The sequence below is a fragment of the Sanguibacter sp. Z6_81 genome (genome assembly GCF_057180625.1).
This window is the reverse complement of record NZ_JBXUFV010000002.1, coordinates 242,919-263,090: the sequence shown is the minus strand read 5'-3', so window position 1 is coordinate 263,090 and position 20,172 is coordinate 242,919. Positions and strand designations below refer to the sequence as shown.

Here is a 20,172-nt window from a genome sequence, read left to right as displayed (position 1 = left end):
CCACCGGGACCGTGCTCGAACAGCCACCGCGCCTGTGCGCGATATGCCAGACCGGTGTCAGACGCTCGAGTAGGCAACGACCCCCCGTCGCAGGGCGGTGATCGCCCGGTCCGCCGAGCGCCGCATCCGCTCGTCGGGCGCCGCCTTCGTCAGCTGGTCGAGCACGTCGATGACCTGCTTGCACCACCGGACGAAGTCGCCCGCCGCGAAGTCGGTCTCCTTGAGCACGGCGTCGAGGCTCCGTCCGGACGCCCAGCGGTGCACCGCCTCGACGAGACCGAAGTCGAGCGGGCCGGTGGCCTCGAGCCGGTGCGCGGCCTCGAGGTCGTCGAGCTCCGACCACACGCGCACGGTCTCGTCGAGCGCGCGGGCGAGCGTCCCCGTGGGGCCCCCCGGGATCCGTGGGTCCCCGTCGCGGTCGTCCCGGCGCGCGGAGTAGACGATGGTCGAGACCGCGGCCGCCAGCCCCGCGGGCTCGAGGGACGCCCACGCGCCACGGCGCAGGCACTCGGACAGCAGCAGGTCGCTCTCGGCGTAGAGCCGGCGCAGCGTGGCTCCCGGAGCGGTGACCCGCAGCTCGCCGTCGTCGCCGGGCTCGAGGTAACCCAACGTCCCCAGCACGTCGCAGATGCGGTCGAACACCTTGGCGATCGACCCGGTGCGCCCGGAGATCCGGCGCAGGAGCGCCTTGTGCTCCGACTCGAGCTTGGCCCACCGCTCAGCCCACCGCGCGTGATCGTCCCGTTCCGGGCACGAGTGGCACGGGTGCTCGCGCAGGGCGGACCGCAGCCGCGAGAGCTCTGCGTCGTCCCCGGCCGTCGTCCGCGCGCGGACCGCGCCCCGGTTCTTGCCGCCCCGGCGCCCCGTCCCGCGCGTCGGCGAGCTGCCGTCCGTCGAGCCCGCGTAGGCACCGAGGGAGGTGCGCAGGGTCGCGGCGAGGTCCCTGCGAGCCGCGGGGTTCCGGGCGTTGAAGCCCTTCGGGATCCGCACGCTGCTCACGACGCGCACCCCCTGCGGGACGTCCGCGAGGGTGAGCTTCTTCACCTGACGGTCGCTCGTGAGGATGAGGGGGTGGGGTCCGTCGAACCCGGCGTCCTGCCCGGGCTCGATGACCACGGCGTACCCGGCGCGTCGACCTGACGGGATCTCGACGACGTCCCCGCGCGAGAGCGCCGTGAGGGACGCGACGATCTCCGCACGGCGCTCGCTGCTCGCGCGCTTCGACAGCTCGCCCTCCCGGGCCGAGATCGCCCGACGCAGCCCCATGTACTCGGCGAAGCTGCCCTTGTCGCAGCGCATCGCCTCCGCGTAGCCCTCGAGGGCTTCCGCCTGCGCGTTCGCCTGCCGGGCGAGCCCCACGACACCGCGGTCCGCCTGGAACTGCGCGAAGGATGTCTCGAGGATCTCGCGGGCGCGCTCGCGGCCCACCTGGGACACGAGGTTGACGGCCATGTTGTACGTCGGCTTGAAGCTCGATCTCAACGGGTAGAGCCGCTTCGACGCGAGCCCCGCCAGCGCCACGGGATCGAGCCCGGGGTGGTCGACGACGACGGCGTGGCCCTCGATGTCGATGCCGCGGCGGCCGGCGCGCCCCGTGAGCTGGGTGTACTCCCCCGGCGTGACATCGACGTGGCTCGATCCGTCCCACTTGACGAGCTTCTCGAGGACGACGCTCCGTGCGGGCATGTTGATGCCCAGGGCGAGCGTCTCCGTCGCGAAGACCACCTTGACGAGGCCCATGCTGAACAGCTGCTCCACCGTCTCCTTGAACAGCGGCAGCATGCCCGCGTGGTGGGCGGCGATCCCCCGGCTCAGGGCGTCGATCCACCCCCAGTACCCGAGGACCGCGAGGTCCTCCGACGGGATGGCCGAGCAGCGGTCCTCGACGATCTCCCGGATCTGCTCCTCCTGCTCGGGAGTGGTCAGCCGCAGTCCCGCGGACAAGCACTGGGTGACGGCACCCTCGCAACCGGCGCGGGAGAAGATGAAGAAGATCGCCGGCAGCAGGCCGTCGCCGTCGAGGAGGTCCACGACCGCGAACCGGGGCGGGCCGCGCCGCCCGGTGTGCTGGCCGCCCGACGCTCCCCCGGGCCCACCACCGCGGCCACCGCGTCCGTACCCGCGTCCCCGACCCGGCGCCCGATGGTCGGTGCTCTGGCGCATGATCGCCAGCAGGTCGGGGTTGATCGGCGGGTTCGTCCCCGGGTTGGTGGGGTCGACGTCGTGCGCGTAGAGGTCGAGGATCCCGCCCGGCGTCGTGCCCCGGCTCGCGGCGACGACGTGCTGGCTGAGCGGGACAGGCCGGTGCTCGCTCACCACCACGGCCGTGTCGCCGCGGACCATCTCGAGCCAGTCCCCGAACTCCTCCGCGTTGGACACGGTCGCCGAGAGGGAGACGAGCTGGACGTCGCTCGCGAGGTGGATGATGACCTCTTCCCACACGGCGCCGCGGAAGCGGTCGGCGAGGTAGTGCACCTCGTCCATGACGACGAAACCGAGCCCCTGCAGGGTCGGGGAGTCGGCGTAGAGCATGTTGCGCAGCACCTCGGTGGTCATGATGACCACGGGTGCCTCGCCGTTGATCGTCGTGTCCCCCGTGAGCAGCCCCACGGACTCCGGTCCGTACCGGCGCACGAGGTCCGCGTACTTCTGGTTGCTCAGCGCCTTGATCGGCGTCGTGTAGAACGCCTTGCGGCCGCTCGTCATGGCCAGGTGCACGGCGAACTCGCCGACGATCGTCTTGCCCGCGCCGGTCGGAGCCGCCACGAGGACGCCCTGGCCCTTCTCGAGCGACTCGCACGCCTCGATCTGGAAGTCGTCGAGCTCGAAGTCCAGGCTCCGTCGGAACGCACCCAGCTCGCTCGCCTCGCGCGCGCTGCGCTCGCGGAAGAGGCGGTACCGCTCGGCCGGGCCGGGTCCCTCGTCCGCGGCGGAGCTCTTCGCGGGTGCTGCGTCACGTGCGGAGCGGGCTGCGGAACGGGAGGATCGTGCGGGGGGAACCATCCCCCCAGGGTAGGACCCGCCCCCGACGCGGGCACGTCCACCGGGCACGTTCACGCGGCGCGGGCCAGGGCACACACCGGACCCGGACCCGGGCTCACGCGGGGCGCGGCGTGCGCCCCGCCTGCTCAGCGCAGGCTGGCTTCGAGCTCGGCGGCGTCCCGGGCGACCCGGCGGTCGTGCAGGACGCACACGCCGAGCGCGACGAAGTAGAGCAGGCAGATGGGCAGGGCGACGAAGATCATCGTCAGGGCGTCCGGGGTGGGGGTCATCACGGCGGCGAACCCGAAGGCGATGACGACGGCCCAGCGCCAGCCCTTCGCCCAGGTGGCCGCGCTGACGAGGCCGAGGAAGTTCAGGGCGACGATGAGGACGGGCATGACGAACGCGAGCCCGAACGCGAGGAGCAGTCGCATGACGAACCCGAGGTAGACCTGTGCGTCCTGGAGGTTCGTGGCGTTCTCGGGGAGGAACTCGGTGAGGATGCGGACGGCGTAGGGCAGCACGATCCAGGCGAGTCCCGCGCCGGCGAGGAACAGCGGGACGGCAGCGCCCACGAACCCGACGGTGTACCGCTTCTCGCGGCCGGTGAGCCCGGGGGTGATGAACGCCCAGAGCTGGTAGAGCCACCAGGGGCTCGTGCCGAGGACGCCGATGAAGAAGGCGACCTTGACCTTCATGTCCAGCGCGGTGGCCGGCCCGCTGAAGTTGAGGTTGACGAGCTGGTCGCGTGCGCGGCCTGCCTCGAGGACAGGCTCCTGGAGCAGTGCGATGACCGGGTCGTAGAGGAACCAGCCGCCGACGGCGCCGAGGAGGATCCCGGCGGCTGCGAGGAACAGCCGACGGCGGAGCTCCTGCAGGTGGCCGCGCAGGGGCATCCGGCGGCGGGCGGCGAGGCGCTCGGCGCGTTCCTCGGCCCGGCGCAGGCTGCGCGCGAGAACCTTGTCCGTGCCTGCCACGCCGGTCAGAGCTTCGGGGGTGTGGCGTCCTCAGACCCGCTGATGGTGTCCGTACCGGCCGCTGGCACCCCGCTGTCGGCGTCGAAACCCGGGGGCTTCGTCTCGGTCGGGGGCAGGTGGACGGGCTCGGGCGAGGTGGCGGACGCACCGGGGGCCTTGAACACCGGGACCGCACCGGGCACGGTGCTGGCCGGGGTGACCGGGACGTCGTCGTCGGCGAGGTCCTTGACCTCGGTCTTGAGGATCTTCAGGGACTGACCCACGCTGCGCGCGAGGTCAGGCAGCCGCTTCGCACCGAACAGCAGGAGAACGATGAGCAGGAAGAGGAGCACGTGAACCGGCTTGAGCATGCCCATGGTTGACCTCCGGAGTCCGTGGGATGTCTGTCCATCCTAGGCGCCTCAGAGGTCGATGGTGCGCCAGCGCTCGTACCTCGCAGCGTGACGTTCGCGGCGGCGCAGGGTCCGGGCGGTGCGGGCCCGGCGTCGGGACTCGCGCAGGGCGGCGCGCTCGTCCGGCGTCGCGAAGACGTCGACGGGCCGGGGCGTGGTCGCGGGGCCCCGCGCCGCGAGCTTCTCGGCGCGGACCGCGACGTCGCCCAGGGTGGCTGTGAGCTCCCCGACGGCTCCGAAGACGCTCTTCGTGCGTCGCCAGAGGTCCCGGGCGCCGAGGAACGCGAGGGCTGCCGTGCCGAGCACGAGGGCGCACCAGATCCAGAACCACATGGGAGCAGCCTAGGGGCACGGGCGCGTCAGTCGAGCGCGCCGCTCGCCTCGAGCTCGGCGAGGGCCGCGTACTCGGCCAGCGCCTCGGACGCCGCCGCCACGACGTCGTCGTGCACCTCGGCCGGTCCGACGACCCGCACGTCGTGGGCGTTGCGGAGCAGCAGGTGCCGCAGCCACATGGGGTTGCCGACGCGGAGCGTGAGGAGGAAGTCCGAGTCGGGGAGGTTCTCCACGGACTCGACGGGCACCTGCTCGGCGATCCACCGGGCACGGCTGGAGAGCACGAGCTCGGCCAGGGTGTCCCCCTCGGGCCGGTACGCGGCGGGCGCCGGGTGGTCACCGCCGGCGGCGGCATCGCGCCCCCGGTCGGAGACGGGGTCAGGCAGCACCTCGGCGCGCAGGATGCGGTCGGTGCGGAACGTCCGGTCCCCCTGGGCGCTCAGGCACCACGCGTGCAGGTAGGTGAAGTCGTCGGACGGCAGGAGCCGGATGGGTTCGACGACGCGGGTGGAGGTGACGTCGGAGTTGTTGACGTACTCGATCTGCAGACGGCGCCCGGTCTGGACGGCGGTGCGGATGGCTGAGAGCACCTGCGGGTCCCCGTCGACGGCGAGCCGCACGTCGAGCGCCGCCGCAGCCTCCCCCGAGGCCGCGGTGAGCTTCGCGAGTGCAGCGTCGACGACCGCCGCCTGCTCGTCGTCACCGGACACCGCGACGACCTCGCGCATCGCGCGCAGCGCGGCGATGAGCGCGATCGCCTCACGCGTGCCGAGGCGCAACGGCCGTGTCATGCCCCGGGACTCGGTGAGGTGCACGATGCCGCGCTCGTAGGAGTCGGCGTCGAAGTCGATGAGGTCCTCGGGCCAGTAGCCCGGTGTCCCGGAGATCCACAGCGTGTCCACGTCGGCGAGGATCTGCTTCGGGGTGACACCGAAGCGTCGCGCAAGGTCCTCGACGGGCACGGGCCCACTCGTCTCCAGGTAGCTCACGAGGCCGATGAGCCGGACGAACCGCTCGGTCGCGCGCTCAGCCACGACGGTTCCCTTCGCTGGTGGTCCCTGATGTGCGGGGGATGCCGCGCGGGTCGGTGCCGTGCGGGCTGGTCCGGGCCGACGGTCCGGGGAACGACGCGGCGGTCCGCAGCTGCTCGACGACCGCGTCGCGCAGTGCCGGGGGGCTCACCACGAGCACGGCGTCGCCGTACCCGGCGATGTCCTGTGCAGCGGCCCGCAACGACCCGTAGGCCAGCCGCACCATGTCCCGGCCCGGGACGCGCGGACCCCCGGTGACCGCCGTCGCCTGCGCGCGCAGGGCGCTCGCGCGCTCGGGACGCAGGGCGAGCAGCGCGTGCTCGAGCGTCTCCGGCGTGCCGCGCCCGATGAGGGCGTCGACGTCGACGTCGTCGGGGATCGTGTAGGCCCCGGGGACGCCGCGGACACGCACCGCCCCCTCGACCCGGTTGAGCCGGAAGGACCGCGGCGCCCCGCGGTCGCGGTCGAACCCGACGAGGTACCAGCCGCCGTCGCGCACCGCGACCTTCCACGGCTCCACCGTGCGCGTGCGGACCTCGCCGGTGCTCGCAGCCCGGTAGGTGAAGGTCACGACCCGGCGTGCGGCCACGGCGTCGAGGATCGGCTCGTAGGCGGAGCCGAGCGGGCGGACCCGCGGTGCGAGCCCGGCGACGGCGTCGGTGCCCTCCTCCGCGCCGGCCACGGACCGCAGCTTCGTCAGCGCGCGCGAGGTGTCCACCTGCAGGGCGCTGTCCTGCCAGAACTGCGCGGCGAGGGACAGCACGCCCAGCTCGGCCGGCGTGAGGTCGATCTCGGCGAGAGCGTAGGCGTCCTTGTCGATGCGGTAGCCGGTCTCGGTCGCGTGGGACCCCGTCTCGACGATGAGGATGGGCACGCCCAGCTCCCGCAACGCATCCTTGTCGCGCTCGAACATGCGTTCGAACGCCTCCGTGGAGGACGCCTCGTCGTATCCGGCGACGGACGTGCGGATCTCGTCCTTCGTCATCCGCACCGGCGTGTTCATGAGCGCGATGACGAGATTGAGGAGGCGGGCGGCGGGGGGCGTCTGGGCAGGCATCACTGCTAACGCTAGCGTCGAGTAGCGTTACCGCGTGATCACGTGGCGGAACGGTCGGGTCGTGGCGCTCGGGCGCCACTGGGACGGTGCCCAGGAGCTCATGGTCGACGTCGCTCCCCAGGGCCCCGTGCGGGCGCTCGCCTACCCGGGGCTCGTCGGCCCCACGCAGCTCGGGGACACCGTCGTGCTCAACACCACGGCGCTCGACCGCGGCCTCGGCACCGGCGGGTACGCCCTCGTCATCGCCGTCCTTCCCGCGGAGCCCGCGGGCGGCGCGGCGCTCCCCGACGACGAGACGGTCCTCGACGACCAGACGGTCCCCTCCCCGCCGGGCGACGGCGCGCCGCAGCCCGGCCACCTCGTCAAGGCTCGCTACACGCCGCTGCAGACGATGGTGCTCGGCGTCGACGAGCAGGAGTCCCCCCACCACGGTCTGCTCCAGGACGCCGACGACCTCGGCGGGATGCCCGTCGTCGTCGCCGACCTCCACTCCGCGCTCCCGGCGATCGTCGCCGGTGCGCGGCTCGCCGCCCGCGAGGCCGACCGGCCGCTCCCCCGCGTCGCGTACGTCATGACCGACGGCGGCGCCCTGCCCGCCTGGTTCTCGCGCACCGTCGCCGGGCTGCGCGACGCGGGCTGGCTGAGCACCTGCATCACCGTCGGCCAGGCGTTCGGCGGCGACCTCGAAGCCGTCTCGTTGCACACGGGCCTGCTCGCCGCGCACCTCGTCGACGAGGCCGACCTCGTCGTCGTGACCCAGGGCCCGGGCAACCTCGGCACCGGCACCCGCTGGGGATTCTCCGGCGTCGCCGCCGGCGAGGCGGTCAACGCGGCGAGCGTGCTCGGCGGACGTCCCGTGGCGTCCCTGCGCATCTCGGGCGCCGACGCCCGCGCCCGCCACCTCGGCGTCTCCCACCACTCCCTCACCGCCTACGGACGGGTCGCCCTGCGCCCCGCGGACGTCGTCGTCCCCGTCCTCGCCGGTGCCCCGGCCGCATTCACCACGACCGACCAGGACGCCGCGGCCCTCGACGCCCTCGTCGCCGACCAGGTGGCCCCGCTCGCCCGCACCGACGCCGCCCACCGTCTCGTCACCGTCGGCGCCACCGACGCCCTCCAGCAGGCGCTCGCGGACACCCCCGTCGGACTCTCGACCATGGGGCGGTCCCTCGCCGCCGACCCCGCCGCGTTCCTCGCCGCCGGTGTCGCAGGGATGCACGCCGTCGCACTGCTCGGCGGGCACGCATGAGCGGCGCGGGCGTCACCGCACCACAGACCACCCGGGGCCCCGGCAGCACGGCCGATCCGGCGCGGGCGCCGCAGGACGGGTTCCGTCTCCTCCTCGTCCTCGTCACCGCGGTGCTGCTCGTCGTCGTGGCCGTCGGCTCGACCCTCGCCGGGCCCTGGGACATCACCCTCGCGGAGCCGGCGCCGATCGAGACCGTTCCCGCAGAGCCGCCGCCCGCGCGCCCGGAGGGGCTCACACAGCTCGACGCGACCACGGGAGACTCCAGGACGCTGGGCACCGTCGTGCTCCTCGTCGCCGGCGTGCTCGGGCTCCTCCTCGCGGCGTTCCTCATCACCCGGATCATCTCGTGGGTCCGCCGAGAGATGGCCCAGACCTCGCGCTCGCAGGCAACCGAGCGCTCCGCGGGGAGCGTCGTCGCCGCCCCGACCGGCCTCGTCTCGGTGCCGGTGCTCCAGGAGGGAGTCACGGAGGCCACCGCCCGGCTCCGCGGCGCCGAGACGTCGACGGACGCGATCATCGCCGCCTGGCTCGCTCTCGAGGAAGCGGCGGAGGCCAGCGGCGCCAAGCGCATCCCGTCGCAGACGCCCACCGAGTTCACGGTCTCGGTGCTCGACACCACACCTGCGTCGCCGCCCGCGGTCCAGGAGCTCCTCGCGCTCTACCACCTCGCCCGGTTCACCCGCACGCCGGCCACGCCCGCGCACGTCGACCGCGCGGAGCGGGCGCTCGTCCAGCTCACAGCCGACTTCGGTGGCTCGCCGGAGCCCGCCGTCCCCCCGCACGGCGCTGAGGAGGGCACATGATCAAGGTCGTCGTCGTGGTCGCCGTCGCGGCGGCCCTCGTGGTCATCGGCCAGCGGGAAGCCGGGTACGACGTCGGGCACGCCCTCATGCTCGTCCTCGGTGTCGCCGCGTTCACCATCGCTGCGTTCTACGTGCAGCACGGCACCCGGGCGCGGTTCCCGGTGGACCGCAGCGTCCGCCGCGCAGGCGCCCGTGACGAGGTCGCCACCCTGTCCTGGTCGTTCTTCGGCCGCGACGGCAACGTCACGTCCCAGGGCCTGCGCACCCTGCGGTCGATCGCCGCGGGACGGCTGCAGCACCACAGCGTCGACCTCGACGACCCGCTCGACGCCGACCGTGCCCGCGCGCTCCTCGGCGCCGACGTCTACGACACGCTGCACGGCGCGCCCCCGAACGTCCGACAGCTCCGCACGTGCATCGACGCCCTCGAACGCATCGCCCCGGCCCCGCCACCGACAAGGACCCGCACATGACCGACGCACCCGTCACCGACGCACCCGCCACCCACGACCCCGCAGCGACCAGCGACGCCCTCGCGGTCCCCGAGATCGCGCACCTGGCCACCCGGGTGCTCGACGAGGTCGGGACCGTCGTCGTGGGGATGCGCGAACCCCTCACGGTGGCTCTCGCGGCGATCCTCGCCGGGGGGCACGTGCTGTTCGAGGACGTGCCGGGCCTGGGCAAGACGCTCGCCGCCCGCAGCCTCGCCACGGCTCTCGGCCTCGACTTCGCACGCCTGCAGTGCACGCCGGACCTGCTCCCCGCGGACATCACGGGCTCCTCGGTGTACGACCCGGCGCGGCGCGAGTTCGAGTTCCGGCCGGGACCCGTCTTCACAGGGCTGTTCCTCGCCGACGAGATCAACCGCACAGCGCCCAAGACCCAGTCGGCGCTGCTCGAGGCGATGGCCGAGCGGCAGGTGACGATCGACGGGACGACGTACCCGCTGGCGCTGCCGTTCCACGTCGTCGCCACGTCCAACCCCGTGGAGTACGAGGGCACGTACCCGTTGCCCGAGGCCCAGCTGGACCGCTTCATGGTCCGCCTCGCTGTGGGGTACCCGGACCGTGACGCCGAGACCGACGTCCTGGCCCGCCGCCTCGACCGCCGACGTGAGTTCTCGGCCGTCGCACGCGTCGTCGACCCCGCGACAGTGCTGGCGATGCAGTCGGGGATCGAGGACGTCGCGGTTGACCCGGACATCGTGCGGTACTGCGTGGACATCGCTGCCGCGACGCGGGATCTCGCGGAGCTCGAGGTCGGGGCGTCCCCGCGTGGGTCGCAGAACCTCATGCTCGTCGCACGGGCCCTCGCGGTGATCTCGGGCCGCGACCACGTGCTCCCGGACGACGTGAAGGCCGTGGCCGTCCCCGTCCTCGCGCACCGCCTCACCCTGAGCCCGGGCTCGTGGGCTGGTGGGGTGAGCACCGAACGGCTGGTCACCGGGCTGCTCGACCACGTCGCCGGACCGTCCACCGTCCCGAGCCGGTGACCGGTCCCCGTCCAGTCGCGGTGAGCCCGTGGTACCGCGACCGCGTCGTCGGCGCGTCGGCGGTCGCGGGTCTCCTCGTCGCGGTCCTCGGCCTCGTCACGGGCCGTGCGGAGCTCGTCGGTGTCGCCGCTCCCCTGCTGCTCAGCGCCGTCTGGGGTGGGTGGCGGGCACCGGCCGAGGACGACGACATCGTGGCCACGACCCGCGCCGTGGGCACGACGGTCCGCTCGGACGGGCTCGAGGCGACGCTCACGGTGACGGCTCCTGCCGGCGCACCCGCAGCGCGGGTGCTCGTGACCAGCCCGGGCACGGCGCGCCGGGAGGCGATCATCGCCATCGACGGGACCCGCGAGGTCGTGCTCGAGACCCCGTCGGTCCGCACGGGCGTGCGCGAGCTCTTCACGGTCGACGTCATCGCCGTGACGGACGAGGGTGGGTGGTTCCGCGGGCCGCGCCACGCCGAGCCCGAGCACGTGCTCGTCCTCCCGGCGGTGCGTCGCATCGCCGAGGTCCCGGTCTCCCGCCAGCTGCGCGGGCTCACGGGTCCGCACACGTCGCGCCGGCTGGGTGACGGCAGCGAGATGCGCGACGTGGCCAGGTTCACGAGCGGGGACAGCGTGCGCCGCATCGACTGGCGGGTCACGGCGCGGCGCTCACCCGAGGTGGAGCACCTGTACGTCCGGCGCACGTACGCGTCGGCCGAGGCGTCGGTGGTCCTCGTACTCGACTCGCGGGACGACGTCGGCCCGGAGATCGCCACGTGGGGCGCCCTGCGTCAGGCACGCCCCGACCAGCAGACGTCGCTCGACCTCGCGCGCGAGGCGTCGGGAGCGATCGCTCGTGCCGTCGTCGAGGCGGGCGACCGTGTGGGGTTCGAGGACCTCGGCCGGCCGCACAGCCCGTTGCCGTCGTCGGGCGGCAAGCGTCACCTCGACCGGACGCTCCACGCCATCGCGTTGGCGCGTCCGTTCGGCGCGCCCCGGGCGCGGGTGCGTGCTCCGCGGATCCCCGCGCACGCCCTCGTCTACCTCTTCTCGACGTTCCTCGACGACGACGCGCACGACGCCGCGTTGCAGTGGTCGGCGGGCGGCCACCAGGTCATCGCGATCGACACGCTGCCCGTCGAGGACACGTGGGCGCTCACGGAACGGGACATGTACGCGTGGCGTCTCACCGCGGTCGCCCGGGAGGACCGGCTGCACGCCCTGCGGGCCGCCGGCATCACGGTGCTGCGCTGGGCCGGCGACGACCCGCTCGCGGTGCTCGGTGCCGTGGTCCGGGCGGGTCGTCGCGTCGGTAGCGGAGCACGGCGATGAAGGCCGCGGTGCAGGCGTGGCGAGGGCTCGTGCAGCGCGCGACGCAGCTCGTGCGGGCGGACGACCGCCCCCACGCGCCCGCCGCGCAGCTGCAGCTGGGCATCGGGCCGAGCGCGCCGGGATGGGTGTTCGACGTCGTCCTTCTCGTCACCGGCATCAGCGCGGTGGTCTGCGCGGGCACGACGGCAGCGATGCTGCCCGGCCTGCTCGTGACCGTGTGCGTCACGCTCCTCGTGCTGGGTGTGCGGAGCCTGCGCAAGGGGGACCACGTGTTCGTCGTGACGGCCGCGGGTCTTGCTGCGGCCGCGTACCTCTTCACGCCGGCGTCGGGGTACCCGTGGCGCGCCCACGTCCTCGTGCTCCTCCTGCACGTGTGTGCGCGTGCTTCGTGGTTCGCGGTCGCCACCACGGCGACGTCGCGCGTCGAGCTCGCGGTGCTGGCGCGCGAGGGACGGCGGTTCGGTGCGTTCCAGGGTGTCGGTCAGGCACTCGTGCTCGTGTCGGCGGCCCTTGCGAGCGTCCGCGACGGTGGTGGCGTCGGGTCGCACGTCGCTTTCGCCGTGGCGGGGGGCGCAGCGCTCGTCGTGCTGGCCGGTGTGCTCCTGCTGCCGCGGCTGCGACCAGGGACGGGACCGCGCACCGGGGGTTCACCGACGGCGTAACTTCTGCGGGACGGGACGGTCGCGGGCACGATGTGTTGTGTCACTGACCCTCGAGTCTCTTGGAGGAACACGCCCATGGCTGCTCGCAAGCACATCCCGAAGTACACGGTTCCGTCGCTCACCCCTGAGGAGGGTGCTGAGGTCGCGGACGTCCTTCAGATGCGCCTCCACGCCCTCAACGACCTGGCTCTGACGCTCAAGCACGTGCACTGGAACGTCGTCGGGCCGCACTTCATCGCGGTCCACGAGATGCTCGACCCGCAGGTCGAGGCGGTCCGTGCGATGGTCGACGCCATCGCTGAGCGCATCGCGACCCTCGGTGGTGCCCCGCTGGGCACGCCGGGCCAGATCGTGGCGGCGCGGACATGGGACGACTACTCCCTCGGCCGCGACACGGCCATCGCCCACCTCGGGGCGCTCGACTCCGTCTACGAGGGTGTCATCACCGCCCACCGTGAGGCGGCAGAGGCGGTCGAGGAGATCGACGACGTCACGAACGACCTGCTCATCAGCCACCTCGGAGAGCTCGAGCTCTTCCACTGGTTCGTCCGTGCGCACCTCGAGTCCGCGGGCGGCGCGCTGAGCACCGCGAGTGCCACGACCGAGCGGGGGGCCGCGAAGAAGGCCCAGGCCGCTGCGGAGAAGCCTTCCGCGAAGTAGCGCTGCTGACGGTCGCCGTGCCACGGGCACGGCGACCGTCGGAGCCACCGGCTGTCATCGACGATCGGAGGGGTCCTGATGGATCAGCGAGTACCGGCAGTGTCGCCGGACCAGCCTGTAGATCCGCAGCTCATCGAACGCAGATGGACCGAGCTCCTCCAGGAGCTGCGGGTCACCCAGACCGGCGCGCAGATCATCCTCGGCTTCCTGCTCACGGTGCCCTTCCACGAGCGCTTCGAGACGCTCGAGCCGTACCAGCGCACAGCCTTCCTCGTGCTCGTCATCCTCTCGGTGACCGCCGTCGCGCTCATCGTCGCCCCCGTCGCGGTACACCGGACGCTGTACCGCCGGGCTGAGGCTCCCCCACCTGTCGTCGTCGTCGTCGGTCATCGGCTCGCGCGGACAGGGATGGTCGTGCTCGGTCTGGAGCTCACCGGATGCGTCTTCCTGCTGTTCGACGTCACGTGGGGCCATGGCGTCGCGATCGCCGTGTCCGGAGCGGTCGGGGTGGCGCTGTTCAGCCTGTGGTTCGTGCTCCCCGAGGTGCTGCTCCGTCGCCCGAAGCAGTGAGCGTCGCCAGGACCAGGAGCGTCGCCAGGACCAGGAGCGTCACCAGGACCAGCCGCGGGCTCCGAGCTCGAGCTCGGACCGCATGCGCTCGTCCGCGTCGAGGACCCACTGGCTCGGAACCCGCAGGTCGGGTTCGCATGCCGGCGCGTCCAGGCCGGCGAGGGCGCACGCCTGGAGGAGCAGCTTGTCGTAGGCCTGCTGACTGGCCCGGAGGTGGTGTGCGCGACCCATGGACGCCCGGTCGGACTCGATCCGTTGGATCTCGTCGGCCATGGCGGCGAGGCGGAACTGCACGGCGAGCACGGTGAACGGGTCGATGATGTCCGTGGTCCGTGCGACCGGCTCGTGCTTGCGCACCGCGTGGGCGATCCGGTGGCGACGCCGTTGTCGCGCATCGAAGAATCTTGATGGCCGCGTGACGACGTCGAGCACGACGAAGAACCCGGCCACCACGAGCACGTACAGAAGCACCCAGACCATTCCCGCGTCCTCCCCCTCGAGGTAGGACAATCCTCGCAGTCTGCCGACGTCGGCGCGCGACGAGCCGACCGTCAGCCCGGCTCCGCCGGCGCCTCGCTCCATGCGCGCCGCAGCTGCTCGAACCGCGTGGGCAGCGGGGGGCGGAGTCCGACTGTGCGTGCGTTCGTCCGGTGGACGTAGCGGCGCCAGGAGAGCACGAGGCCCTGACGGGTGATCGGCAGTCCGGCCGCGACGGTGACCCCGTTGTCGTGCGTGTGGTGCACCGTGAGCAGCAGCGCGCGCGGGACGGAACCCTCGAGCTCTGCGCAGAGCGTCGCCCGGTGGTCGTCCCAGCGACGGAGCACGTGCCGCACCGGGTCGTCGAGCTCGTGGACGCGCGCGACGCGGTGCTTGCCGTGGGCGAGCTGCACGCTCCCCCGGTCCGGCGCGACGTCGTCGACGGTGCAGCGCAGGAGGTCTCCGTACCGGCCCCCCGTCGCGCGTGCCAGTCCGACGACGACGGCGAGCCGCACCACCTCCGACCGTGCGCCCGCGCCGAGCGCCTCTGCGCGTAGGTCCCACCACGCCCGCTCGGCGTCGGCCAGGGGCATGGCGGGCACGGGATACCGGTTCGTCCCTGCTGGTTTTTGCGTGTCGTGCATGGGGTGACCCTAGTTGGCTGTGAGTGCGCTTGGCACACTATTTTTCTTCTGAGCAGTCACCGATGTCCGCCAGTCTCCCGTTCGCATACGCCGGAATACATCGGCCACCCAAATAGTTGAAGGCTAAACTAGGCTAGGACCCCGACCCACCGGCAAGGAGCGCGACCATGCAGTTCGGCATCTTCACCGTCGGGGACGTCACCCCCGACCCCACGACAGGCCGCACCCCGACCGAGCGCGAGCGGATCAAGGCGACGATCCAGATCGCCCTCAAGGCCGAGGAGGTCGGCCTCGACGTCTTCGCCACCGGTGAGCACCACAACCCGCCGTTCGTGCCCTCCTCCCCCACGACGACGCTCGCGTTCATCGCCGCCCAGACGTCGCGCATCCTGCTCTCCACGTCGACGACGCTCATCACGACGAACGACCCCGTGAAGATCGCCGAGGACTACGCGACGCTCCAGCACCTCACCGACGGGCGCATGGACCTCATGATGGGCCGTGGCAACACCGGCCCGGTGTACCCGTGGTTCGGCAAGGACATCCGCGACGGCATCCCGCTGGCCGTCGAGAACTACGCGCTCCTGCACCGGTTGTGGCGTGAGGACATCGTCGACTGGGAGGGCCAGCACCGCACTCCCCTGCAGGGCTTCACCTCGACGCCGCGACCGCTCGACGGGGTCCCGCCGTTCGTGTGGCACGGGTCCATCCGCAGCCCGCAGATCGCGGAGCAGGCCGCCTACTACGGCGACGGGTTCTTCCACAACAACATCTTCTGGCCCCTCAGCCACACCCGGCAGATGGTGGAGCTCTACCGCCAGCGGTTCGAGCACTACGGTCACGGGCGCGCGGACCAGGCGATCGTGGGTCTCGGCGGTCAGGTGTTCATGCGTGCGAGGTCGCAGGACGCCAAGCGGGAGTTCCGCCCGTACTTCGACAACGCCCCGGTGTACGGACACGGGCCCTCGATGGAGGACTTCACCGCGCAGACGCCGCTCACGGTCGGCAGCCCCCAGGAGGTCATCGACCGGTACGCCACCATGCGCGAGCACGTCGGGGACTACCAACGTCAGCTGTTCCTCATGGACCACGCGGGCCTGCCGCTCACCACCGTCCTCGAGCAGCTGGAGATCCTCGGTGGCGAGGTCGTCCCGGCACTCCGCAAGGAGTTCGCCGTCGGACGTCCGGCGCACGTCCCCGACGCCCCGACCCACGGCGCCCGCGTGGCTGCCGCGCGTACGGGCCGGGACGAGGCCTCGGGCACCGCAGGCGCCACCACCGAGACCGTCGGGGAGCACGCATGACCAGCCGCCGCATCGTCGTCGTCTCAGCCGGCCTGAGCCAGCCGTCGTCCACCCGGTTGCTCGCCGACCGGCTCGCCGCCGCCACGAGCGATGCCCTCGCCGTGGACGGCAGCACGAGCGCCCAGCTCGAGGTGGTGGAGCTGCGTGACCTCGCCCACGAGATCACCGACAACCTCCTCACGGGGTTCGCCGGAGCGCGTCTCCAGACGGCGATCGACGCGGTGACCGCGGCGGACGGCGTCATCGCCGTCTCCCCCGTGTTCAGCGCGTCGTTCTCCGGACTGTTCAAGTCGTTCTTCGACGTCCTCGACAGCAAGACGCTCGTGGGGACACCGGTCCTCCTCGGTGCCACGGCGGGGTCCGCGCGCCACTCCCTCGCGATCGAGCACGCGATGCGACCGTTGTTCTCCTACCTCCGGGCGCTCACGACGCCGACCGCGGTGTTCGCAGCGTCCGAGGACTGGGGCGCAGGGGCTGCCACCGGCAGCGCGCTCGGCGACCGCATCGAGCGCGCCGGGAACGAGTTCGCGGCGCTCGTCCGCTCCCACGAGCAGGGGCCGGACCTCACCGATCCGTTCGCGTCCTTCGTCCCGTTCGAGGAACAGCTCCGAGGTCGTTGACGTCACCCTCGCGGGGGGTCCCGGATGTGCCGGTCCGGGGCGTAAAATGGGAGGGTTGCGACCGCACGCGACCGCTCGTCCCTCCACCTCTGCCAGCGCACGGCCCTGCCCTCACGGCTCGGCCTGCGCCAGCTCCTCACGCCCCCGAATCAGGATGCCTTGTCCACCTTCGCCCCCGCGTCGTTCCCTGCTCTCTCCCTCGTCTCCGACACCGACCCGGACGCGGCCGACCTCGCCGCCGCGCTGCCGGCCGGCCGGCCGCTGCACATCTGGCTCAACCGCACGTATGCGACGAGCTACTGGTTCCTCCAGATGCTGCGCTCCAACCCGGACAACGTCACGGTCCGCCTGTTCGCGACCCACACCGACCCGACGTCACCGGTGCTGCGTGCCGCGGACGTCGCGCTCCTGGAGCCGGAGCTCAGCGGAGAGGCGTACGTCGACTGGGCCCTGGAGCTCTGCCGGCTGCACAGCATCGACGTCCTGCTCCCGGGCAAGGAGATGGCTGCCATCGCGCAGCGCAGCGCGGAGTTCGCCGCCGCCGGCACCCGGGTGCTCGCGTCGCCGGCCGCGTCGGTGGCCCTGCTCGACGACAAGGACGCGACGTACCGGTCCGCCCGCACCCTCGACATCCCCGTGCCGCCGTGGCGCACGGCGCTCGGCGCGGACGAGCTGGAGGCGGCGTGCGCGTCGTTGCGCTCCGAGCTCGAGCCTGACGAGGCGATGTGCCTCAAGCCGATCAGCGGCGTCGGTGCGGAGGGGTTCCGGGTGCTCGACGACCGCCCGCTGAGCCTCGACGACCTGCTCGCTGCCCCGGCGCACCGCGTCCGGCTCGACGAGGTCGTCTCCGCGATGCGCGCAGCCGAGGCCGCAGGCAGGGACGTCCCACGGTTCATGGTCATGCCATACATGGCGTCCCCGGAGATCAGCGTCGACTGCCTCTCGACGCCGTTCGGGGAGACCCTCGCGGCGCTCCCGCGCGCGAAGGCGGGCCGACGCCGGACGTTCCTCGACGACACGCCGCGCGCCGCCGAGATCGCACGCCGCGTCGTGGACTCCTACCAGCTCGCCTATCTCACGAACACCCAGCTGCGGTGGTGGCGCGGCGAGCTCGCTCTCCTCGAGGTCAACACGAGGCCCTCCGGAGGGATGTTCGCGGCGTCGCTCACCGGGGTGAACCTCCCGTGGGCCGCCGTGCGCCTCGCGCTCACGGGTGACGCGAACCTCGCGGAGCCGGAGCTCGGTTCGTCGTTCGTCACGGTCGAGACCCTCGTGCCCCTGCCCCAGGTGCCGGACCCGGTGGCCGCCACGGCTGCGCACCCGGCGCCGAGCGGTGCGGGCGCAGCGCAGAACATCAATCCCGGTCTCACCAAGACGGTGGCGCTGGAGGATGTCCAGGCCACCGTCCGGGTGAGGTCCGCGCTCGAGCCCTAGGGCTCGCTGGCCGGGTCGGTCAGAGGTCGAACTCGGCGGGGGCGATCCCCACGGCGAAGCATGCCTCCTTGACGGCGCGGCGCTCGTTCTCGTCGAAGTCGCCGTCGGCTCCGCCGATGATGATGCCGATCTGCAGGACGGCGCGGGCCTGGTCCGGCTTGGCCTTGAGCTTCGAGATCGCGGAGACGGCCTCGACCTTGCCGAAGTCGTAGTCGCTGTCGAGCTTGCCGCAGTAGTAGTCGAACTTCTCACGGAGCTCGGCGGGCGGGAACACCGACAGCACGTCGTTGCTCATGATGAGCCCGGCGGTCTTGCTGCGTTCGGTGGGGTCGATCTTGCCGTCGGCTGCGGCGATGAGCGCACACATCGCCATGCTTCCGGCGGCGAACTCCTTGTTCTTGAACTGCTTCGCCTTCGTCTGCAGCTGACCGTTCATCTCCGCGGTCTTCGACTTGAGCTGGTCCCAGAACGCCATGAGCTCTCCTTGCGCGTGTGTGTCGGGGCGGCGGTCGTCGCCCCGTGTCCTGCTGGTCCCCACCATGGGGCGGGCGAGCAGGCCCGGGCATCGTATCGCCGCGGGGCTGAGCCGGGTATCCGTGCCGGGAATCTGGGCTGGAGCGCGCAGATGCGCGCAGCCACATAGATTGGACGATGGCGACCGGGGATGCCCGGCCGGGGACGGAGCAGCGCACATGGCCGACAGAGCGGGAGTTCTTGCCCAGCTCGCGGACGTCGTCTCCTCGGGCCCGCTCGGGCAGCCTCTTTCCTCCCGGCTGTGCCAGGGGGCGGTACGCATCCTCGGTGCCGAAGGTGGCGCCATCACCCTGAGCGTGGCGACGCCGGACCGGGTGACCTTGAGTGCCTCGACCGCGCTGGCGGCGCGCCTCGAGGACCTCCAGGAGGTCCTCGGCGAAGGGCCGGCGTTCGAGGCGTTCGTCTCCGGCCATCCTGTCGTCGCCGACTACGAGCAGGCGGCAGAGGAGCGATGGGCGGCGTTCTCCGCGACGGTGCGTGACGACCTGGCCCGCGGTGAGCTGGCACCGTTCGCTCTGTACTCCCTGCCCATGCGTCCGGCGGCACGTACCGTCGGGGTCCTCACCGTCTACGGCCGGCCCGGGTTCGTGCGTGCGGTACCGAGCGCGGAGGCGCAGTTCCTCGCCGATGCCGTCGGTGCCGCCCTCCAGCAGGACCCGGGATCGCTCGGGGCGACGGGCAGCGTGGCATGGGCGGACCGCGCGAGGATCCACCAGGCGACGGGCATGGTCATCGCCCAGCTGGGTGTCTCAGCACCGGACGCGCTCGCGCTGCTCCGAGCCCACGCCTTCGCCCTCTCGGCGTCGCTCGACGCGATCGCGACGTCGGTGCTCGACCGTGAGCTGGACTTCACCGGCGCCGGGCAGAAGAACTGGAGCGAGGACCGATGACGTCCGTCCCCCTGTGCGGCCTGCACGGGGGGACGGCGCTGCGGTCAGACGTAGCTTGCGGTGCGGGACGCCCGGGCGCGGATGGTCTCGCGCGAGACGCTGAGGAGCGCCTCGACCCGCTCGTCGCCAGCGCACTGCACGAGCTGCTGCGCAAGGCTGTGCACCTTGATGTTCGACTGCTGGGACTGCTCGCGCAGCAGGGCGAACGCGTTCTCGTCGTCGATGCCGAAGTGCTGCATGAGGATGCCTTTGGCCTGCTCGATGACTGCAGCGCGGGCACGGAACTGCTGCACCGCGTTGCGGACCTCGTGCTCGAGGTGGGCACGCTGCGTCTCGGTGAGGTCGGTGAGGTACCCGGTGACCTGGACGAGCTCACCGTCCTCCCAGTGCCCCTCTCCGGCGACGACGACGTTGCGGGTGCGCCCCTGCCCGTCGACGACGCGGTGGAAGGAGCTGAACGGGAGATTCCCGAGGAGGGACGCGCGGACGGACGTGAGCGCCCGTTCCCTGTCGTCCGGGTGCACGTGGACCGTGATCGCTTCGACGGTGGGGACGATCTCGCCGGGCGCGAACCCGTGGATCTCGAACACCTCGTCCGACCACTGCCAGTGGTTCGTCGCGACGTCGAAGGTGAATCGGCCGGTGAGGTTGCTCGTGGCGTGGTCGGTACTCGTGGAACCGCGCGACATGGGTACTCCTTGCAAATCGCGCACTGCACGGACCTTTTTCTAGACCCATGACGAGG

General features: G+C 72.3%; 22 protein-coding genes. 12 read left to right on the top strand and 10 right to left on the bottom strand.

Annotation, left to right across the window (positions count from 1 at the left end; all coding sequences use genetic code 11):
* Positions 1-57: 57 nt before the first annotated feature.
* The 6 genes from AC2AXK_RS06190 to AC2AXK_RS06165 form a co-directional block, all read right to left on the bottom strand.
* Positions 58-3,003 carry a DEAD/DEAH box helicase gene (locus AC2AXK_RS06190; protein ID WP_484344484.1) on the bottom strand — a complete coding sequence of 982 codons (2,946 nt, stop codon included), beginning with the start codon at positions 3,001-3,003 and terminating at the stop codon, positions 58-60.
* Between the two features lie 125 nt (positions 3,004-3,128).
* The gene (tatC, locus tag AC2AXK_RS06185; protein ID WP_484344483.1) at positions 3,129-3,959 is read right to left on the bottom strand and encodes a twin-arginine translocase subunit TatC; all 831 of its coding nucleotides are present in this window, start codon (positions 3,957-3,959) and stop codon (positions 3,129-3,131) included.
* Between the two features lie 5 nt (positions 3,960-3,964).
* Positions 3,965-4,309, bottom strand: a complete 345-nt coding sequence (locus tag AC2AXK_RS06180) for a twin-arginine translocase TatA/TatE family subunit (RefSeq protein WP_484344482.1) — start codon at positions 4,307-4,309, stop codon at positions 3,965-3,967.
* Between the two features lie 51 nt (positions 4,310-4,360).
* Positions 4,361-4,684, bottom strand: a complete 324-nt coding sequence (locus AC2AXK_RS06175; RefSeq protein ID WP_484344481.1) for a hypothetical protein — start codon at positions 4,682-4,684, stop codon at positions 4,361-4,363.
* 26 nt (positions 4,685-4,710) lie between these two features.
* Entirely contained in the window at positions 4,711-5,718 is a 1,008-nt protein-coding gene (locus AC2AXK_RS06170) for a helix-turn-helix transcriptional regulator (protein WP_484344480.1), read from the bottom strand.
* Positions 5,711-6,772 carry a helix-turn-helix transcriptional regulator gene (locus AC2AXK_RS06165; protein ID WP_484344479.1) on the bottom strand — a complete coding sequence of 354 codons (1,062 nt, stop codon included), beginning with the start codon at positions 6,770-6,772 and terminating at the stop codon, positions 5,711-5,713. The genes AC2AXK_RS06170 and AC2AXK_RS06165 overlap by 8 nt, the downstream gene beginning before the upstream one ends.
* Positions 6,773-6,806: 34 nt before the next feature.
* Here AC2AXK_RS06165 and AC2AXK_RS06160 point away from each other — a divergent pair, with 34 nt between their 5' ends.
* From AC2AXK_RS06160 to AC2AXK_RS06125, 8 genes are all read left to right on the top strand, one after another.
* A complete protein-coding gene (locus AC2AXK_RS06160; protein WP_484344478.1) occupies positions 6,807-8,021 on the top strand; it encodes a DUF3866 family protein in 1,215 nt (404 codons plus the stop codon).
* The gene (locus tag AC2AXK_RS06155; RefSeq protein ID WP_484344477.1) at positions 8,018-8,824 is read left to right on the top strand and encodes a DUF4129 domain-containing protein; all 807 of its coding nucleotides are present in this window, start codon (positions 8,018-8,020) and stop codon (positions 8,822-8,824) included. The genes AC2AXK_RS06160 and AC2AXK_RS06155 overlap by 4 nt, the downstream gene beginning before the upstream one ends.
* Positions 8,821-9,297, top strand: coding sequence for a hypothetical protein (locus AC2AXK_RS06150; protein WP_484344476.1), 477 nt, complete (start codon positions 8,821-8,823; stop codon positions 9,295-9,297). The genes AC2AXK_RS06155 and AC2AXK_RS06150 overlap by 4 nt, the downstream gene beginning before the upstream one ends.
* A complete protein-coding gene (locus tag AC2AXK_RS06145; protein WP_484344475.1) occupies positions 9,294-10,316 on the top strand; it encodes an AAA family ATPase in 1,023 nt (340 codons plus the stop codon). The genes AC2AXK_RS06150 and AC2AXK_RS06145 overlap by 4 nt, the downstream gene beginning before the upstream one ends.
* Entirely contained in the window at positions 10,313-11,632 is a 1,320-nt protein-coding gene (locus AC2AXK_RS06140; RefSeq protein WP_484344474.1) for a DUF58 domain-containing protein, read from the top strand. The genes AC2AXK_RS06145 and AC2AXK_RS06140 overlap by 4 nt, the downstream gene beginning before the upstream one ends.
* Complete coding sequence (locus AC2AXK_RS06135; RefSeq protein ID WP_484344473.1) at positions 11,629-12,294, top strand: hypothetical protein; 666 nt, start codon at positions 11,629-11,631, stop codon at positions 12,292-12,294. Before AC2AXK_RS06140 ends, AC2AXK_RS06135 begins: the two co-directional genes overlap by 4 nt.
* Positions 12,295-12,369: 75 nt before the next feature.
* Positions 12,370-12,954 (top strand): Dps family protein, encoded by a 585-nt coding sequence (locus tag AC2AXK_RS06130; RefSeq protein WP_484344472.1) that lies wholly within the window; start codon positions 12,370-12,372, stop codon positions 12,952-12,954.
* Positions 12,955-13,032: 78 nt separating this feature from the next.
* Positions 13,033-13,524 (top strand): DUF6328 family protein, encoded by a 492-nt coding sequence (locus tag AC2AXK_RS06125; protein WP_484344471.1) that lies wholly within the window; start codon positions 13,033-13,035, stop codon positions 13,522-13,524.
* Between the two features lie 39 nt (positions 13,525-13,563).
* Here AC2AXK_RS06125 and AC2AXK_RS06120 read toward each other — a convergent pair whose 3' ends face one another.
* Together AC2AXK_RS06120 and AC2AXK_RS06115 are read right to left on the bottom strand one after the other, a co-directional pair.
* Positions 13,564-14,004 (bottom strand): hypothetical protein, encoded by a 441-nt coding sequence (locus AC2AXK_RS06120; protein WP_484344470.1) that lies wholly within the window; start codon positions 14,002-14,004, stop codon positions 13,564-13,566.
* A 71-nt stretch (positions 14,005-14,075) separates the two neighbouring features.
* Positions 14,076-14,645, bottom strand: coding sequence for a tyrosine-type recombinase/integrase (locus AC2AXK_RS06115; protein ID WP_484344469.1), 570 nt, complete (start codon positions 14,643-14,645; stop codon positions 14,076-14,078).
* A 167-nt stretch (positions 14,646-14,812) separates the two neighbouring features.
* Between AC2AXK_RS06115 and AC2AXK_RS06110 the strand changes: the two genes are divergently transcribed.
* The 3 genes from AC2AXK_RS06110 (at position 14,813) to AC2AXK_RS06100 (ending at position 18,003) form a co-directional block, all read left to right on the top strand.
* Complete coding sequence (locus AC2AXK_RS06110; RefSeq protein ID WP_484344468.1) at positions 14,813-15,949, top strand: LLM class flavin-dependent oxidoreductase; 1,137 nt, start codon at positions 14,813-14,815, stop codon at positions 15,947-15,949.
* The gene (locus AC2AXK_RS06105) at positions 15,946-16,569 is read left to right on the top strand and encodes an FMN reductase (protein WP_484344467.1); all 624 of its coding nucleotides are present in this window, start codon (positions 15,946-15,948) and stop codon (positions 16,567-16,569) included. The genes AC2AXK_RS06110 and AC2AXK_RS06105 overlap by 4 nt, the downstream gene beginning before the upstream one ends.
* Positions 16,570-16,728: 159 nt before the next feature.
* Positions 16,729-18,003 (top strand): ATP-grasp domain-containing protein, encoded by a 1,275-nt coding sequence (locus tag AC2AXK_RS06100; RefSeq protein WP_484344466.1) that lies wholly within the window; start codon positions 16,729-16,731, stop codon positions 18,001-18,003.
* A 19-nt stretch (positions 18,004-18,022) separates the two neighbouring features.
* On the opposite strand, the gene AC2AXK_RS06095 is transcribed toward AC2AXK_RS06100, so the two are convergent.
* Positions 18,023-18,478, bottom strand: coding sequence for a tellurite resistance TerB family protein (locus AC2AXK_RS06095; RefSeq protein WP_484344465.1), 456 nt, complete (start codon positions 18,476-18,478; stop codon positions 18,023-18,025).
* A 217-nt stretch (positions 18,479-18,695) separates the two neighbouring features.
* Here AC2AXK_RS06095 and AC2AXK_RS06090 point away from each other — a divergent pair, with 217 nt between their 5' ends.
* Positions 18,696-19,427, top strand: a complete 732-nt coding sequence (locus AC2AXK_RS06090; protein WP_484344464.1) for an ANTAR domain-containing protein — start codon at positions 18,696-18,698, stop codon at positions 19,425-19,427.
* A 44-nt stretch (positions 19,428-19,471) separates the two neighbouring features.
* Here the strand turns inward: AC2AXK_RS06090 and AC2AXK_RS06085 are convergent, their stop codons facing one another.
* Entirely contained in the window at positions 19,472-20,116 is a 645-nt protein-coding gene (locus AC2AXK_RS06085; RefSeq protein ID WP_484344463.1) for an ANTAR domain-containing protein, read from the bottom strand.
* Positions 20,117-20,172: the final 56 nt, after the last annotated feature.

What these genes read in the sequence shown, in the direction of transcription:
- AC2AXK_RS06125 (WP_484344471.1), top strand. Translation starts at nt 13,033, where the DNA reads ATGGATCAGCGAGTACCGGCAGTGTCGCCGGACCAGCCTGTAGATCCG.
- AC2AXK_RS06130 (WP_484344472.1), top strand. Translation starts at nt 12,370, where the DNA reads ATGGCTGCTCGCAAGCACATCCCGAAGTACACGGTTCCGTCGCTCACC.
- AC2AXK_RS06175 (WP_484344481.1), bottom strand. Translation starts at nt 4,684, where the DNA reads ATGTGGTTCTGGATCTGGTGCGCCCTCGTGCTCGGCACGGCAGCCCTC.
- AC2AXK_RS06190 (WP_484344484.1), bottom strand. Translation starts at nt 3,003, where the DNA reads ATGGTTCCCCCCGCACGATCCTCCCGTTCCGCAGCCCGCTCCGCACGT.
- AC2AXK_RS06145 (WP_484344475.1), top strand. Translation starts at nt 9,294, where the DNA reads ATGACCGACGCACCCGTCACCGACGCACCCGCCACCCACGACCCCGCA.
- AC2AXK_RS06180 (WP_484344482.1), bottom strand. Translation starts at nt 4,309, where the DNA reads ATGCTCAAGCCGGTTCACGTGCTCCTCTTCCTGCTCATCGTTCTCCTG.
- AC2AXK_RS06165 (WP_484344479.1), bottom strand. Translation starts at nt 6,772, where the DNA reads ATGCCTGCCCAGACGCCCCCCGCCGCCCGCCTCCTCAATCTCGTCATC.
- AC2AXK_RS06155 (WP_484344477.1), top strand. Translation starts at nt 8,018, where the DNA reads ATGAGCGGCGCGGGCGTCACCGCACCACAGACCACCCGGGGCCCCGGC.
- AC2AXK_RS06115 (WP_484344469.1), bottom strand. Translation starts at nt 14,645, where the DNA reads ATGCACGACACGCAAAAACCAGCAGGGACGAACCGGTATCCCGTGCCC.
- AC2AXK_RS06150 (WP_484344476.1), top strand. Translation starts at nt 8,821, where the DNA reads ATGATCAAGGTCGTCGTCGTGGTCGCCGTCGCGGCGGCCCTCGTGGTC.
- AC2AXK_RS06105 (WP_484344467.1), top strand. Translation starts at nt 15,946, where the DNA reads ATGACCAGCCGCCGCATCGTCGTCGTCTCAGCCGGCCTGAGCCAGCCG.
- AC2AXK_RS06085 (WP_484344463.1), bottom strand. Translation starts at nt 20,116, where the DNA reads ATGTCGCGCGGTTCCACGAGTACCGACCACGCCACGAGCAACCTCACC.
- AC2AXK_RS06135 (WP_484344473.1), top strand. Translation starts at nt 11,629, where the DNA reads ATGAAGGCCGCGGTGCAGGCGTGGCGAGGGCTCGTGCAGCGCGCGACG.
- AC2AXK_RS06120 (WP_484344470.1), bottom strand. Translation starts at nt 14,004, where the DNA reads ATGGTCTGGGTGCTTCTGTACGTGCTCGTGGTGGCCGGGTTCTTCGTC.
- AC2AXK_RS06110 (WP_484344468.1), top strand. Translation starts at nt 14,813, where the DNA reads ATGCAGTTCGGCATCTTCACCGTCGGGGACGTCACCCCCGACCCCACG.
- AC2AXK_RS06095 (WP_484344465.1), bottom strand. Translation starts at nt 18,478, where the DNA reads ATGGCGTTCTGGGACCAGCTCAAGTCGAAGACCGCGGAGATGAACGGT.
- AC2AXK_RS06090 (WP_484344464.1), top strand. Translation starts at nt 18,696, where the DNA reads ATGGCCGACAGAGCGGGAGTTCTTGCCCAGCTCGCGGACGTCGTCTCC.